Raw genomic sequence first — 15,793 nt, forward strand, 5'->3', positions numbered from 1 at the left:
TACAATAACTTAAGCGGGCGATGCGCGCCGCGCGCGCCCCTCAATCCAACGAGGCTAACGTCATGGGACTTTACGACGCCGCTCGTCTCTTCGGCTTCGAGGTTGAATCCTCGGACAACTTGCGTTTTATTCCGCTTGCCGTGCGCTTCAATCTGGATCGCTTTGGCATGCGTATCGCGCTCGAGGAATGGCAACAGCTTCCGTATGAAGATCGCGCGTTGCTTGCACGCTTTCCCGTGGAAGACGATGCGGAACTCGAAAAGAACTTCGATCTCGCGCTCGAGGAGATGCTGAAAACACATGCCAATGCCACGCCGGAACAAATCGAGCGCGACACCGATCCCGTCTGGGCACATGCCGATGCCGTGCCTGAATCCGTGATTCGTCAGAGCAGTCTAGCTGGTGTGAGCGCGCCGAGCTTGTCGCGCTGGGGCAAGCTCGATCGCTTCCAGCGTTACGCGCTAGCCAAGCTCTCGCGCAACGCAGACAAACTCAATCACGACTTCTTGCCGGCCATGCGCGAATTCGGCCTGACCGAATAGACGTCTGCGAGAAGGTCAATCGAGCGCGGGCAACACGCGCGGGCGACGATCGCGATCCGTGGCGACATAGGTCAGTGTCGCCTCCGTCACCTTGACCACTTCTTCCGCGAGACTCATGCGCTGCGCATAGACCTCGACGGATATCGTCACCGACGTGTTGCCCGTCTTGACGATGTCCGCGTAGAAGCTCAGCAGATCGCCGACGAATACCGGATGCTTGAACAGAAACGAGTTCACGGCGACGGTCGCCACGCGTCCGTTCGCACGCCGGCTCGCGGGAATGGAACCCGCGATATCCACCTGCGCCATGATCCAGCCGCCGAAGACATCGCCGTGCACGTTGGCGTCGGCGGGCTGCGGAACGACACGCAGGGCGACCGGCTTTTGGGGAAGACTGGATTCTTGGGGCATGGAAAGGGTCCGGTGTTGCGTCGCAGCGGCCGTGAGCGGGGCCTTGAACCTTCTGCGACAATGCATATGTATAGATGACTCGCGAGCAGCAAGCCAGCGAGTCTCGCGAATTGTACCGGGATAGCACGCGTAGATCGCGCTCCCGCAAGAACCCCCAAGCGTCTGAAACGCCGCCCCCGCGCAACGTGCCCGAAGGCGCCCGAAAAATACGACTCATGCGCCGCATCCCCACGAGAGAGACGGACGCGCCTGCCAAGGGCTCGCGCCGCGACTGGCAGACGATCCGCTCGCTGTTGCCTTACCTCGCCACGTACAAGGTGCGCGTGGCGTTCGCGCTTGCGTGTCTCATCGGTGCGAAGGTGACGAACCTCGGCGTGCCTATCGTGATGAAGCATATCGTCGATAGCCTCTCGTCCGTGCAGCATCTCACCGCGCTTGGCCGCGCGCAGGACGCGCCGGGGCTCGTGCTGATTAGCGGAATCGGGTTGCTGGTCATCGCTTATGCGCTCGTGCGGCTGTCGACTTCGATTTTCACCGAACTGCGCGAACTGCTCTTTGCGAAGGTCACGGAGAGCGCGGTGCGCCAGCTTGCGCTCAAGGTGTTTCGGCATCTGCACGCGCTGTCGCTGCGCTTTCATCTGGAGCGGCAAACGGGCGGCATGTCGCGCGATATCGAACGCGGCACGCGCGGCATTCAGCAACTCGTGTCGTATTCGCTCTACAGCATTCTGCCGACGCTCGTCGAAGTGGGGCTCGTGCTCACCTTCTTCGCGACGAAGTACGAAGCGTATTACGCCATCGTCACGTTCATCGCGTTAGTGACGTATATCGTGTTCACTGTGAAGGTGACGGAATGGCGAACGCATTTTCGCCGCACGATGAACGATCTCGACTCGAAGGCGAACGCCCGCGCGATAGATTCCCTGCTCAACTACGAAACGGTGAAGTACTTCGGCAACGAAGAGTGGGAAGCGCGCCGCTACGACGAGAATTTGCAGCGCTATAGAACGGCGGCGATCCAGTCGCAGCGTTCCTTGTCGATGCTCAACTTCGGGCAGCAGACGATCATCGGCACGGGGCTCGTGTTCATTCTCTGGCGCGCGACACAAGGCGTCATGGCCGGACGGCTCACGCTCGGCGACCTCGTGCTCATCAACACCTTCATGTTGCAGTTGTATATTCCGCTGAACTTTCTCGGCGTGGTGTACAGGGAATTGAAGCAGGCTTTGACCGATACCGATCGCATGTTCACGCTGCTCGGCGCGGGCCGCGAAGTGCCGGACGCGCCCGATGCGCGGCCGCTTGCGGTGAAGGGCGCGGCGGTGCGCTTCGAGAACGTGAACTTTGCCTACGAGGCGGCGCGGCCCATCCTGCATGGCATCGACTTCGCCATTCCCGCTGGCACGACGACGGCGGTGGTGGGTCATAGCGGCTCCGGTAAATCGACGCTGGGACGGCTGCTGTTTCGCTTCTACGATCTCGACCGCGCGGCGGGCGGCCGCATTCTGATCGATGGTCAGGACATTCGCGACGTGACGCAGGATTCGTTGCGCGCGGCAATTGGAATCGTGCCGCAAGACACCGTGCTTTTCAACGACTCGATCTACTACAACATTGCTTACGGAAAGCCCACTGCATCGCGCGACGAAGTGATCGCGGCGGCGCGCGCGGCGCATATCCATGACTTCATCGAAACGCTGCCCGCGGGTTACGACACGCCGGTCGGCGAACGCGGCCTCAAGTTGTCGGGCGGCGAGAAGCAGCGCGTGGCCATCGCGCGCACGCTTTTGAAAAATCCGCCGATCCTCATCTTCGACGAAGCCACTTCCGCGCTCGATTCGAAGTCCGAGCGCGCGATCCAGCATGAACTCGATAACATCGCTCGCGAGCGGACCACGCTCATCATCGCGCACCGGCTTTCGACGGTGGTGCATGCGCAGCAGATCATCGTGATGGATCACGGGCGCATCGTGGAGCGCGGAACGCACGCGGAACTGCTGCGTGCGGGTGGTCTCTTCGCGCAAATGTGGGCGCTTCAGCAGCAGCGCGGCAGCGATGATGTCGCCGCGATGGGGCAGCGGGATACGGCGGGGGTTTGATCGCCCTCGCCTCGGAATGCGCGCTACTCCATCGCATGCGCGCCGTTCATCGCCATGCCTTCGGCCCCGAGCGCCGCCGTCGATGACCAGCGCAGCCACTGCGCGCGCAGCACGAACAGCGCACCGAACGCGCACGTAGCGATCACGCCGAAAGTCGCGAAGCCCATCTGATAGCTGCCGGTGCTTTCCTTCGCAATGCCCATCACCACCGGCAGATAGAATCCGCCGATACCGCCCGCCGCGCCTACGATCCCCGACAGCAAGCCCGTCTTGCCCTTCCAGCGATGCGGCACGAGCTGAAACGTCGAGCCGTTGCCAAGCCCGAACGCGATATACAGGCAGATCAGCAATGCCAGACCGCCGGCGACAGGCGGCATCCAGATGGCAAAGGCAAAGTCGCCCACGGCGATCACGGCAAGCAGCACGAGCAGCGCACGCACACCGGTCACGCGATCCGCGACATAGCCGCCAAAGGGCCGCACGATCGCGCCGAGAAACGCGAGCAGCGACATGAAAAGCCCGGCTTCGAGCTTGGGCATCTGATAGAGCGAAGTAAGCAGCAGCGTCACATACGACGACATGCCGACGAAGCCGCCGAACGTGATGCTGTAGATGAGCATGATGACCCACGTATCGCGCTCGCGCAGCACGGTGCGATACCGGCCCGGCAACACCGCGATGGCGATGATCGCGCCTATCACCGGCAGCAGCAACACGCCTGTGCGTCCTGCACCGAAGACGCCGCCGCTCACCGCCAGCACCAGCACGATGAGGCTCACGAGCGTCACCGCGAAACTCGACAGCGCGCGCCATGTGCTGCCGCTTTTCTCGCCGAGATCCGATGCCCACGCGTACAGCGCGATGGCGGTCAGCGCGAGCAACGGCAGTGCTGCGGCGGTGGCGAGCTGCCAGCCGAAGGCATCGGCGAGATGCGGGAACAGGAAGCCGTCGAGCACCGCGCCGATGTTGCCCGCAGCCGCGAGACCCAGCACGAGCCCCTGGACCTTCGGCGGATAGTTGCTGCCGGCCATCGGCAACGCGACGGCGAAGCTCGCGCCGCCCATGCCGAGGAACACGCCGAGCACGAGCAAGAGCGCATACGACGGCGCGCCGGGCAACAACGGCAGCACGATCGACGGAATCGACGAGAGCACGACGCCCATCAGCGCGACGCGACGGCCATCGGTCGATTGATAGAGGTTGCCGAGCGTCACGCGCAGAATCGCCGCCGCGAGCACCGGCACTGCGACGAGAAAGCCCTGCTGCGCCGCTGTCATCGCGATGTCCCGGCCGATGAACGGCGCGAGCGGTCCATACAGCACCCAGACGGTGAAGCCTGTATCGAAGTACAGGAAACAGGCGAGCAGCGAGCGCCAGTTGCCGCTCTTGAGCGATGCGATCAGATTGGACATTGCGAATTCCAGATGTAGGCGTGTGGCGAAGTGCTTCTGCCTGGTTGACCGATCAGCAGGCAGCGCATAGGCGAGCAATCGGCTTGAGCGGGACCAGGAAAATTTGCAAGCACCATGCCAAAGAAATGTGTGCGCAATCGGCTGGCTGCGCGACGCCCTTATCGGCGAGGCTTGAGGGCATGTGCCGCTTACGCTGCGAGCCGCTTGCCCGCCTTATGTCCACGCGACGAGGCGCGCGCTGCGGCACCGCGTTCGTGCGCGAGCCGCATGGGTATGGTGCGTCGCGCTTGCGTGAGGTTCATGGGGCGTGCAGGGCGCATCCCTATAAAATGCTTTCTTCGCCGCATAGCGCGCGCAAGGCGCTCATCCACGATGGAACTCAAATGGCTCGAAGACTTCGTCTCGCTCGCGGAGACGCGCAGCTTTAGCCGCTCGGCAGAACTTCGGCATATCACGCAGCCCGCGTTTTCGCGGCGCATCCAGGCGCTCGAAGCGTGGCTCGGCACCGAGCTCATCGACCGTTCGGTGTATCCGACGCGTCTCACGCAAGCCGGTCAGGTCTTCTACGAGCAAGCGCTCGCCATGCTTTCGCAGTTTCACGAAGCCCGCATGCTGCTGCGGGGTCAAGGCGGCGTGCCCGCGGCGACCATCGAGTTCGCGGTGCCGCACACGTTGTCGCTGACTTATTTCCCGCGCTGGCTCGAACACGTCGAAGCGCGGCTCGGGCGCATCCGCACACGCTTGCGCGCGCTCAACGTGCACGACGCGGTGCTGTCGCTCGTCGAAGGCGGCTGCGATCTCGTGATGGGCTATCACCATCCGAGTCATCCCGTCGCGCTCGATCCCGCGCGCTACGACATGCTCACGCTCGGTAGCGAGCCGATCAGTCCGTTCTCCGCGCCCAACAAGGGCGGACGCGCGCGCTACACGCTGCCCGCAAGCGCGGATGCGCCCGCGCCGTATCTGTCCTACACGCAGAACGCGTATCTCGGCCGCATGACGGAGGTGATCATCGCGACGGCGCCCACGCGCCTCTATCTCGACAAGGTCTACGAGACCGACATGGCCGAAGGCCTCAAGGCAATGGCGCTTGCCGGTCACGGTGTCGCGTTCCTGCCGCACAGCGCGGTCGAAGACGCAGTGGAAGAAGGCAAGCTGATCCGGCTCGACAGGGGAACACGCGGCACGAGCGCCGGTCAGTTCACGCTGACGATGGAGATCCGCCTCTACCGCGACAAACTGGCCGCTCAAGGGGAGGAACCGCGTCAGGCGTTGATCCGCGCGCTATGGGATGCAGTAGGCGAAGAAGTGCTCGATGCATCGGCGCAAAAGCCCGGTGGATAAGCGTTTGCTACGTTATGCAAGAAACGCATGATCGAATGAGCAAACGGCATTGGCATTGCGCACGCTGTTTTTCGACAATGGGCGCATTCCTTCACCGCTGGAGCATCAATTGTCCTCTTCGAAGCACTCGCTGCAAGCGCCGGACGCCAAACACGCGATCCCGTCGTACCTCCATGCCGACGATCTCGGCCCCTGGGGCAACTACTTGCAGCAGGTCGATCGCGTCGCACCGTATCTCGGTTCTCTCTCCCGTTGGCTTGAAACCCTCAAGCGCCCGAAGCGCATTCTCATAGTCGATTGCCCGATCGAACTCGACAACGGCACCGTCGCGCATTTCGAAGGCTATCGCGTGCAGCACAACACGTCGCGCGGTCCCGGCAAGGGCGGCGTGCGTTATCACCAGGACGTGACGCTTTCCGAAGTGATGGCTTTGTCCGCGTGGATGTCGGTAAAGAACGCGGCAGTGAACGTGCCGTACGGCGGCGCGAAAGGCGGTATTCGCGTCGATCCGCGCATGCTATCGCGTGGCGAGCTCGAACGTCTGACGCGCCGGTACACGAGCGAGATCGGCATCATCATCGGGCCGAACACGGACATTCCCGCGCCGGACGTGAACACGAACGAGCAGATCATGGCTTGGATGATGGACACGTACTCCATGAACCAGGGGCAAACGGCTACGGGCGTCGTGACCGGCAAGCCGATCGCGCTTGGCGGCTCGCTCGGTCGCAAGGAAGCGACGGGGCGCGGCGTGTTCGTCGTCGGCTCGGAAGCGGCGCGTCGCATGGGGCTTGAGATCGAAGGCGCGCGTATCGCGGTGCAGGGCTTCGGCAACGTCGGCGGAATCGCGGCGCGGCTGTTCCAGGAAGCGGGCGCGCGTGTCATCGCGGTGCAGGATCACACGGGCACGCTGTACAACTCGAAGGGTATCGACACGCTCGCGCTCGCCGAGCACGTCGCGCAGAACGGCGGCGTTGGCGGCTTTGCTGGCGCCGATCCGGTATCGGCGGACGAGTTCTGGACCATCGAGACCGACATCCTCATTCCGGCCGCGCTGGAAGGCCAGGTCACCGAGAAGAACGCACCGAAGATCAGAACGAAGATCGTCGTGGAAGGCGCGAACGGCCCGACCACGACGGCCGCCGACGACATCCTCCACGACAAGGGCGTGCTCGTGATCCCCGACGTGGTGGCGAATGCGGGCGGTGTGACGGTGTCGTATTTCGAATGGGTGCAGGACTTCTCCAGCTTCTTCTGGACCGAGGACGAGATCAACCAGCGGCTCGAACGTGTCATGCGTGAAGCGTTTGCGGCGGTTTGGCAAGTGGCGAGCGAGCATAAGGTTTCGGTGCGCACGGCGGCGTTCATCGTGGCCTGTACGCGCATTCTCATGGCGCGTGAAATGCGCGGCCTGTATCCCTGATCGCATGGCCACGCGCTCGTGTCGGATGTGGCATGAGGCAAGCGGCTCGCATGACGCGTGCCGCATGAACGACCGATGAAATTTGCGGGCGACGCTCCTTCGGGACGTCGCCCGCATTTGCATGAGGATTGCTATAACATCGCGGTTTTCTGTCGCGACGCAGCTCGACTGAAGTAAGTGCTCAAGCGCCAATGCCGGAGACCTTTCCGCCGACATCCCGAAAATAAGACAGAGTGGGTTAACAATCATTCTTTCAGAATAATTACCCTGCTAAACTTGCCCCGATTTTTGCCACAGGAGATCGAACACATGAAGATTAAAAAAGCTGCGCTGCTCATCGCCGCGCTCGGATTCATCGCGGCTAGCGCTCACGCGCAAGACGCCGGGACGCTCAAGAAAATCAAGGACACGGGTGTGATCTCGCTGGGGCATCGCGAGTCGTCCATTCCTTTCTCGTACTACGACGACAAGCAGAACGTCGTCGGCTATTCGCATGAGTTCGCGCTGCAGGTCGTGGAAGCGGTCAAGCAGAAGCTCAACATGCCGAATCTGAAGGTGAAGCTCACGCCGGTCACTTCGCAAAACCGTATTCCGCTCGTGCAGAACGGCACGGTGGACCTCGAGTGCGGCTCGACCACGAACAACGCGGAACGTCAGCAGCAAGTGGCCTTCTCGAACACGATTTTCGTGATCGGCACGCGCCTCATGACCAAGAAGGATTCCGGCGTGAAGGACTGGGCGGACCTGAAGGGCAAGACGGTCGTGACGACCGCCGGCACGACTTCCGAGCGCCTGCTTCGCAAGATGAATCAGGACAAGAGCATGGGCATGAACATCATCAGCGCGAAGGATCACGGCGAGTCGTTTCTCACGCTGTCGACCGGCCGCGCCGTCGCGTTCATGATGGACGATGCGCTGCTCGCGGGCGAACGCGCCAAGTCCAACACGCCGAACGATTTCGTGATCGTCGGCGCGCCCCAATCGCATGAAGCGTACGGCTGCATGATGCGCAAGAACGACCCCGAGTTCAAGAAGGTCGTGGACGACGCCATCGCCAAGGTGGAAACCTCGGGCGACGCCGACAAGATCTACAAGAAGTGGTTCGAAAGCCCGATTCCGCCGAAGGGCCTCAACCTCAACTTCCCGGAAAGCGACGACATCAAGGCTCTCTTCAAGAGCCCGAATGACAAAGTAATCGACTAACCGGTTCGACTATCGAGCGAACGAGACGGAAGGAGCTTGCTTCTTCCGTTTCTTTTTGGAGTGAGGTCCATGTCTTACCACTGGAACTGGGGCATTCTGCTGAGTCCGGTTTCGACCGGCGAGCCCACCACGTATCTCGGCTGGCTGATTTCCGGCTTCTGGGTGACGATTACCGTGTCGCTCGCGGCTTGGGTGATCGCGCTTGTGGTCGGCTCGTTGTTCGGCATCTTGCGCACGGTCCCGAATCGCTTCCTGGCGGCCATCGGCACTGTCTATGTCGCGATCTTCCGTAATATTCCATTGATCGTGCAGTTCTTCGTCTGGTATCTGGTGATACCAGAATTGCTGCCGCCTTCCATCGGCAACTGGTTCAAGCAACTGCCGCCATCGGCGCAGTTCTTTTCCTCGTCGATCATTTGTCTCGGACTCTTCACCGGCGCGCGCGTGTGCGAACAGGTGCGCTCGGGCATCAGCGCGCTGCCGCCTGGTCAACGCAACGCGGGTCTCGCGATGGGTTTCACGCAATGGCAGACGTATCGCTATGTGTTGATGCCGGTCGCTTATCGCATCATCGTGCCGCCGCTCACGTCGGAATTCCTCAACGTGTTCAAGAATTCGGCGGTCGCGTCGACCATCGGTCTGCTCGACCTTTCGGCGCAGGCGCGGCAACTCGTCGACTACACGGCGCAGACGTATGAGTCGTTCATCGCGGTGACGCTCGCCTACATGCTCATCAACCTCGTCGTGATGAACCTGATGCGCTGGGTAGAAGCGAAGACCCGGTTGCCTGGCTACATCGGAGGCAAGTAATGCATCAATTCAACTGGAGCGGCATTGTGGGCGCGTGGCCCACGCTGTGGACGGGCGCCATCATCACGCTGCAGATCACGGTGCTCGCCATCGTGATCGGCATTGTCTGGGGCACGGTGCTCGCGCTGTTTCGTCTGTCGGGTGTGAAACCCTTGCAGTGGTTCGCGAGCGCTTACGTCACGGTGTTCCGCTCGATTCCGCTCGTGATGGTGTTGCTGTGGTTTTTCCTGATCGTGCCGCAGTTGCTGCAGAATGTGCTCGGCTTATCCGCCGATATCGACATTCGCCTCGCTTCCGCGATGGTCGCGTTCTCGCTCTTCGAAGCTGCGTACTATTCGGAGATCATTCGCGCGGGCATTCAGGCGGTGGCGCGCGGTCAGGTGAACGCGGCGTTCGCACTCGGCATGACCTACGGCCAGGCGATGAAACTCGTCGTGCTGCCGCAGGCTTTCCGCGCAATGGTGCCGCTGTTGCTCACGCAGGCGATCGTCCTGTTCCAGGATACGTCGCTCGTCTACGTGATCAGTCTCGCGGACTTCTTCCGCACGGCGACGAACATCGGCGACCGCGACGGCACGACCGTCGAGATGGTGCTGTTCGCCGGCGCGTGCTATTTCGTGGTTTGCGTGTTGGCATCGGCACTCGTAAAAAGTCTTCAGAAAAAGGTCGCAAGATGATCTCTATCAAGAATGTTTCCAAGTGGTATGGGCAGTTCCAGGTGCTGACGGACTGCACGACCGAAGTGAAGAAAGGCGAGGTCGTCGTGGTGTGCGGCCCGTCGGGTTCGGGGAAGTCGACGCTCATCAAGACCGTGAACGGGCTCGAACCGTTTCAGAAGGGCGAGATCACCATCAACGGTCAATCGCTCACGGACAAGAAGACCAATCTCTCGAAGCTGCGTTCGAAGGTCGGCATGGTGTTCCAGCATTTCGAGCTGTTTCCGCATCTGTCGATCGTGCAGAACCTGACGCTCGCGCAGATCAAGGTGCTGGGCCGTTCGAGCGACGAAGCGACGACGAAGGGTCTCAAACTGCTCGATCGCGTGGGCCTGCGCGCGCACGCGGACAAGTTTCCGGGCCAGTTGTCGGGCGGTCAGCAGCAACGCGTGGCGATTGCCCGCGCGCTGTCGATGGACCCGATTGCCATGCTCTTCGACGAACCGACCTCCGCGCTCGATCCCGAGATGATCAACGAAGTGCTCGACGTGATGGTCGAACTCGCGCAGGAAGGCATGACCATGATGTGCGTGACGCACGAAATGGGCTTCGCGAAGAAGGTCGCGCATCGCGTGATCTTCATGGACAAGGGATTGATCGTCGAGGACGACCAAAAGGAAGCGTTCTTTGCGAATCCGAAGTCGGATCGCGCGAAGGACTTTCTGGCGAAAATCCTGCACTGACGCGTTTTCGCGGCGTCATGCAAAACGGCCTTCCGTGAGGAAGGCCGTTTTTATTCAGCGTTCGATTCGTTTTATTCGATCCCGAGTTCGGTTTCCACCGACGCCGTCGACTGAATTTCCTCGATCTTCAGCGCCGATCCCACGCACGCTTTGGCAAGCGGCTCGGCGGCCTTCTTCGCGACTTCATCCGGCACCGGAATGTTCACCGTGCGCGAGAGCGCGCCTTTCTGGAACATGGCGAGATCGCCGGGCGCAAAACGCGTCCAGACTTCGTTATCGGTGAGCGGCGAGGTGGCGATGACCGCCACGCGATCTTCCGGCGTCGTGTACTTGGCGAAATCGATCGACATGTCCGCGTCGATCAGATGCGCGGTCGAAAACGGCCAACTGCGAACCAAATAGTACAAATGCGTCGAGCAGTGCGAGAAGAGCGCCTGGCCGTTGGACATCAGGAAATTGAACACGCCGTGCTTCGTGATCTCGCCTGTGAGTGAGGCGAGCGCGTCGAACAATTCTTCCAGCGGCGGTTGCGAGCGCGGAAACGCCTTGCGCAAACCTTCCAGCAGCGTGCAAAAGGCAAGCTCGCTGTCTGTGTTGCCGACGGGTTGATACAGGCCGTTCAGTTCGGGCGCGTAGTCTTTGAGATCGCCGTTGTGCGCGAAGATCCAGTGCCGTCCCCACAACTCACGCAGGAACGGATGGCAGTTTTCCAGCAGGATATGCCCTTGCGTCGCCTTGCGAATATGCGCGATGGTGTTCTTCGATTTGATCGGATAGCGCTTCACCATCTCCGCGAGCGGCGACTTGGCGGACGATTCATGGTCGATGAAAAGCCGGCACGCCTTGTCCTCGAAGAACGCGATACCCCAGCCGTCCGCGTGGTGATCCGTGACCCCGCCACGCGCGGCGAACCCGGTGAACGAGAACGTCACATCGGTCGGTTCGGCGCAGTTCATTCCGAGAAGTTGGCACATGTTGCTGAAAGCGAGAGCCGGTAAGGGCATTGAGCCCGTTGTTACAATACGTCCGACAAGCATATCACCGGGGCAGTCATCCAAAATTCGAACGGCGTCGGGCAAAACGCGGCGTTGTCAATTTTCCACGGATGTTTTTGCCAGGTCTTTAGATCTCCCGACTCCAACGTTTCCGCCGCCATCACGCCATGTCCAATTCCGCCTCGCCCGATTCGCTCACGACACTCACGATTGCGCGTCCCGACGACTGGCATCTGCACGTGCGCGACGGCGCGATGCTCGCCGCCGTCCTGCCGCATACGGCGCGCCAGTTCGGTCGCGCGATCATCATGCCGAACCTGAAGCCGCCCGTGACGACCACGGAAATGGCCGCGGCTTATCGCGAGCGCATCCTGTCCGCGCTGCCGAAAGACGGCGCCGCCGCGCGTTTCGAGCCGCTGATGACGCTTTATCTCACCGACAACACGCCGCCTGACGAGATCCGCCGGGCGCGCGAAAGCGGCTTCGTGCACGGTGTGAAGCTTTATCCGGCGGGCGCGACGACCAATTCGGACGCGGGCGTGACGAGCCTCGGCAAATGCGCGAAGACGCTCGAAGTCATGCAGGAAACGGGCATGCCGCTGCTCATCCACGGCGAAGTGACCGATGGCGATATCGATATCTTCGATCGCGAGAAGGTGTTCATCGACCGCGTGCTGCTGCCGCTGCGCCGCGATTTCCCCGCGCTCAAGGTCGTGTTCGAGCACATTACGACGAAAGACGCCGCCGACTACGTGCGCGACGCCGAAGGTCCGGATGGCACGATCGGCGCGACCATCACCGCGCATCACCTGCTGTTCAACCGTAATGCCATTCTCGTGGGCGGCATCCGGCCGCATTACTACTGCCTGCCGGTGTTGAAGCGCGAGACGCATCGCGTGGCGCTGGTCGAGGCGGCGACTTCCGGCAACGCGCGCTTTTTCCTCGGCACGGACAGCGCGCCGCATCCGAAAGGCTTGAAAGAGCACGCGTGCGGTTGCGCGGGCTGTTACACGGCGCTCCACGCGCTCGAACTCTATACGGAAGCCTTCGATAAAGCCGGCGCGCTCGACAAACTGGAAGGTTTCGCGAGCTTTCATGGCGCGGATTTCTACGGCTTGCCGCGCAGCGCGGAGAAAGTGACGCTCGAGCGCGCATCGTGGACGCTGCCCGCCGAATTTTCCGTCGGCGACGAAGAGGTCGTGCCGCTGCGTGGCGGGGAATCGATCGGATGGCGCTTCGTGGAGGCAAGTTGAGTGAGCGGCGCGTCGGGGGCGGCTGAAGACGGCGTTGGCCGTTTCGCGGCAATCGACTGGACGCGCCCGTGGTTAACATCGATCGAAGCGCGCGGCAGGCGCTGGCAAGCCGCCGCGCTCGATAGCCCGGCGTGCTATCTGTCCGTCCTGAACGACGACGCCCAAGCCGCCGCGCATGTCACGGGGCGCGCTCGGCCGCTCGCGTTTATCGCGCAGGAAGCCTTGCCGGACGGGGCGTCGTATGAAGGGCATATCGCCGAAACGGGATGCGTGCCCACGCGCCATAACCTCCACGATTTTTTCAACGGCCAGATGTGGTTTGCGTATCCGCGCGTCAAGGCGGCGCTCAATGCGCGACAGGCCGAGCAGATCGAGACGCGCGGTATCGGTCCGACGCGCGGCGGCGTGCGCGATGCACTTACGCTTTTCGACGAAAACGCGGTGTTTTTCGCTTACTCGGACGCAATGCTCGCCGATGCCTTGCGCCGCTTCGACTGGCGTGCGCTTTTCATCGAGGGCCGTGCGGCGTGGGGTACGCGCTGTGAGGCGCGCATCTTCGGACACGCGTTGCTGGAGAAACTCGTTGCGCCGTACAAGGCGTGCACGGGTCACGCGTGGCTCGTGCCGGTGCCCGCTGACTACTTCTCTCTTGACGATACCGCCCGCCGCGCCTTGCTCGATGAACGCGTAACGGCAAGCCTGAATGCCGGGACGATCGAAAGCCGCGCTTTCTCGCCGATACCGGTGCTTGGCGTGCCGGGCTGGTGGCAAGCAAACGAATCCCCCGAGTTTTACGACGATACGACAGTGTTTCGTCCGGGCAGACGCAGCGCGTGAGACGTCGCGGCCAACGCAGCGCGCACGATTCGCAGGCAAAATACTATTCCTCGAGATGCGGTAGACACCCGATGCTAGAATCGACCCCGCAAAGCAGGCCAGGCAGTCGCGGCTTCGACGTTTCGTGCGTCGAGGGCGAGGAAAGTCCGGACTCCACAGGGCAGGGTGATGGCTAACGGCCATCCGTGGCAACACGCGGAACAGGGCAACAGAAAGCAAACCGCCGATGGCTCCTGGCGCAAGTCGGGAGATCAGGTAAGGGTGAAACGGTGCGGTAAGAGCGCACCGCGGCCATCGTGAGACTGGCCGGCACGGTAACCTCCACCCGGAGCAATTCCAAATAGGCAGGCGCGCATCTTCGAGATGCAGGACGGTGCCCCCGTTCGTCTGCGGGTAGGAAGCTTGAGCGCGTCAGCAATGGCGCGCCTAGAGGAATGACTGCCACGCGCGATCGCTTTCGGGCGTATTGCGTGCACAGAATCCGGCTTATCGGCCCGCTTTGTCGTATTCCAAAAGAAAGAGCCGGCGTCACGCGCGTGATGCCGGCTCTTTTTTGCTTGCGCGCTCGCTTAGACTTCGACGATATCGAACGAATGCGTCAGTTCGGCGGTCTTCGCCAGCATGATCGACGCCGAGCAATACTTGTCATGCGACAGGTTGATCGCGCGCTCGACGGTCGCCGGGTTCAGATTCTTGCCCGTGACCGTAAAGTGAAAGTGAATCTTCGTGAAGACCTTGGGATCTTCGCTCGCGCGATCGGCCTTGAGCGTGACGGAGCAGCCTTGAATCTCCTGGCGGCTCTTTTTCAGGATCATCACCACGTCGTAGGCGGTGCAGCCGCCGGTGCCAAGCAGCACCATTTCCATCGGACGCGGCGCGAGATTGCGTCCGCCGCCTTCGGGCGCTCCGTCCATCGTAACGATATGACCGCTACCCGTTTCGGCCGCGAACGCCATGCCGTCCGGTCCCATCCAGCTCACTTTGCTTTCCATGCTCAGGCTCCAGCGTTCTACGTTTACAGGGGTTTCATTGTAGCGGCTCGCGGTCGTCGGGATGGCTGCGCATGCGCGCATCTACCGGTTGACGAGCAAACCTTTACGTGAGGGTATTGCCGCCGGATAACAGATTCGCGAAGTGGAGGAAGGACTCTAGCGGGTTAAATCGCTCTGGATGACCGCTGAATCCGTTCTATCGCGATGTTTTATAAGGGGAAGTCGCGCGCACTGCACCTTTATGGAAATTCCACATTATGAACTCATCTTTCACGATGCAAATCTTCTTGCCTCCCCGCATGACCGTGCCTATACTCGTCTCATTGATTGTCGCAGTTAGACACATCTACCGCGTCTCCTCCACCTCCTCCTTTGGTGGATTAAGCCCGAGCCCTCAGCGCTCGGGCTTTTTTTCGCCCACAGCGCCCTTGTGGCGGGCCCAAAAGCGTCATTCTTTTGACCTCCGCGACTATTTCCCTTTATAATTCAAAGTTCTCTTCGTTCCACGCCCGCGAAGAGAAGTCAGGGAGAGCCTGCAGCGCGTCCTGAACGCAAGTTCTTGAACGCTCATATAAGCAGGACCGAACAAAGGTAAAGGCTGAAAACAGCCAAGGGCAGATTTAAATTTTTGGATCGATCATGAAGACGTTTTCCGCAAAAGCCCATGAGGTGACGCGTGAATGGTACGTGATTGACGCGACGGATAAGGTTCTCGGCCGTGTCGCCAGCGAAGTGGCACGCCGTCTTCGCGGCAAGCACAAGCCTGAATTCACCCCGCACGTCGACACTGGTGATTTCATCATCATCATCAACGCCGGCAAGCTGAAGGTCACGGGCAATAAAGCTACGGACAAGAAGTACTATCGTCACTCGGGCTACCCGGGCGGCATTTATGAAACGACGTTTGGCAAAATGCAAGAGCGTTTCCCGGGCCGCGCGCTCGAGAAGGCCGTGAAGGGCATGCTGCCGAAGGGTCCGCTCGGCTACGCAATGATCAAGAAGCTGAAGGTCTACGCCGAAGCAACGCATCCGCATACGGCTCAACAGCCTAAAGCGCTCGAGATCTAAGGGGA

General features: G+C 61.2%; 15 protein-coding genes and 1 other RNA gene. 12 read left to right on the forward strand and 4 right to left on the reverse strand.

Going from position 1 to position 15,793, the window contains the following annotated elements:
* The first annotated feature begins 62 nt into the window (after positions 1-62).
* On the forward strand, positions 63-542 hold the full coding sequence (locus NCT04_RS01865) for a nitrate reductase associated protein (RefSeq protein ID WP_244826973.1): 480 nt from the start codon (positions 63-65) through the stop codon (positions 540-542).
* A 15-nt stretch (positions 543-557) separates the two neighbouring features.
* Here the strand turns inward: NCT04_RS01865 and NCT04_RS01870 are convergent, their stop codons facing one another.
* The gene (locus NCT04_RS01870; RefSeq protein WP_244826974.1) at positions 558-953 is read right to left on the reverse strand and encodes an acyl-CoA thioesterase; all 396 of its coding nucleotides are present in this window, start codon (positions 951-953) and stop codon (positions 558-560) included.
* 215 nt (positions 954-1,168) lie between these two features.
* Between NCT04_RS01870 and NCT04_RS01875 the strand changes: the two genes are divergently transcribed.
* The gene (locus NCT04_RS01875; protein WP_250462979.1) at positions 1,169-3,052 is read left to right on the forward strand and encodes an ABCB family ABC transporter ATP-binding protein/permease; all 1,884 of its coding nucleotides are present in this window, start codon (positions 1,169-1,171) and stop codon (positions 3,050-3,052) included.
* A 23-nt stretch (positions 3,053-3,075) separates the two neighbouring features.
* Here the strand turns inward: NCT04_RS01875 and NCT04_RS01880 are convergent, their stop codons facing one another.
* Entirely contained in the window at positions 3,076-4,464 is a 1,389-nt protein-coding gene (locus NCT04_RS01880) for an MFS transporter (RefSeq protein WP_250462980.1), read from the reverse strand.
* A gap of 372 nt (positions 4,465-4,836) precedes the next feature.
* Here NCT04_RS01880 and NCT04_RS01885 point away from each other — a divergent pair, with 372 nt between their 5' ends.
* From NCT04_RS01885 to NCT04_RS01910, 6 genes are all read left to right on the forward strand, one after another.
* Positions 4,837-5,808, forward strand: coding sequence for a LysR family transcriptional regulator (locus NCT04_RS01885; protein WP_244826978.1), 972 nt, complete (start codon positions 4,837-4,839; stop codon positions 5,806-5,808).
* A gap of 109 nt (positions 5,809-5,917) precedes the next feature.
* Positions 5,918-7,231: a Glu/Leu/Phe/Val family dehydrogenase gene (locus tag NCT04_RS01890; protein ID WP_250462984.1), complete on the forward strand. Its 1,314-nt coding sequence runs from the start codon at positions 5,918-5,920 to the stop codon at positions 7,229-7,231.
* A 309-nt stretch (positions 7,232-7,540) separates the two neighbouring features.
* Positions 7,541-8,434, forward strand: coding sequence for a glutamate/aspartate ABC transporter substrate-binding protein (locus NCT04_RS01895; protein ID WP_244826980.1), 894 nt, complete (start codon positions 7,541-7,543; stop codon positions 8,432-8,434).
* Positions 8,435-8,503: 69 nt separating this feature from the next.
* Positions 8,504-9,244 carry an amino acid ABC transporter permease gene (locus NCT04_RS01900; RefSeq protein ID WP_250462988.1) on the forward strand — a complete coding sequence of 247 codons (741 nt, stop codon included), beginning with the start codon at positions 8,504-8,506 and terminating at the stop codon, positions 9,242-9,244.
* Positions 9,244-9,921 carry a glutamate/aspartate ABC transporter permease GltK gene (gene gltK, locus NCT04_RS01905; RefSeq protein ID WP_244826982.1) on the forward strand — a complete coding sequence of 226 codons (678 nt, stop codon included), beginning with the start codon at positions 9,244-9,246 and terminating at the stop codon, positions 9,919-9,921. Before NCT04_RS01900 ends, gltK begins: the two co-directional genes overlap by 1 nt.
* Positions 9,918-10,643, forward strand: coding sequence for an amino acid ABC transporter ATP-binding protein (locus NCT04_RS01910; RefSeq protein ID WP_250462991.1), 726 nt, complete (start codon positions 9,918-9,920; stop codon positions 10,641-10,643). The genes gltK and NCT04_RS01910 overlap by 4 nt, the downstream gene beginning before the upstream one ends.
* A gap of 71 nt (positions 10,644-10,714) precedes the next feature.
* Here the strand turns inward: NCT04_RS01910 and NCT04_RS01915 are convergent, their stop codons facing one another.
* Complete coding sequence (locus NCT04_RS01915) at positions 10,715-11,617, reverse strand: class II glutamine amidotransferase (RefSeq protein WP_250462994.1); 903 nt, start codon at positions 11,615-11,617, stop codon at positions 10,715-10,717.
* 188 nt (positions 11,618-11,805) lie between these two features.
* On the opposite strand from NCT04_RS01915, the gene pyrC reads away from it, so the two are divergent.
* The 3 genes from pyrC to rnpB all read left to right on the forward strand — a co-directional run bounded on the left by pyrC (position 11,806) and on the right by rnpB (position 14,233).
* On the forward strand, positions 11,806-12,891 hold the full coding sequence (pyrC, locus tag NCT04_RS01920) for a dihydroorotase (protein ID WP_250462998.1): 1,086 nt from the start codon (positions 11,806-11,808) through the stop codon (positions 12,889-12,891).
* Positions 12,892-13,728, forward strand: coding sequence for a DUF3025 domain-containing protein (locus tag NCT04_RS01925; protein ID WP_250463001.1), 837 nt, complete (start codon positions 12,892-12,894; stop codon positions 13,726-13,728).
* A 90-nt stretch (positions 13,729-13,818) separates the two neighbouring features.
* An RNA gene (gene rnpB, locus NCT04_RS01930) (RNase P RNA component class A) lies at positions 13,819-14,233 on the forward strand.
* 64 nt (positions 14,234-14,297) lie between these two features.
* Here the strand turns inward: rnpB and NCT04_RS01935 are convergent.
* Positions 14,298-14,720: an OsmC family protein gene (locus NCT04_RS01935; RefSeq protein ID WP_244826987.1), complete on the reverse strand. Its 423-nt coding sequence runs from the start codon at positions 14,718-14,720 to the stop codon at positions 14,298-14,300.
* 639 nt (positions 14,721-15,359) lie between these two features.
* Here NCT04_RS01935 and rplM point away from each other — a divergent pair.
* The gene (gene rplM, locus NCT04_RS01940) at positions 15,360-15,788 is read left to right on the forward strand and encodes a 50S ribosomal protein L13 (RefSeq protein ID WP_244826988.1); all 429 of its coding nucleotides are present in this window, start codon (positions 15,360-15,362) and stop codon (positions 15,786-15,788) included.
* Positions 15,789-15,793: the final 5 nt, after the last annotated feature.

Origin of the sequence: Caballeronia sp. GAFFF2 (assembly GCF_023631485.1) — a bacterium.
In the GTDB taxonomy this organism is placed as follows: domain Bacteria; phylum Pseudomonadota; class Gammaproteobacteria; order Burkholderiales; family Burkholderiaceae; genus Caballeronia.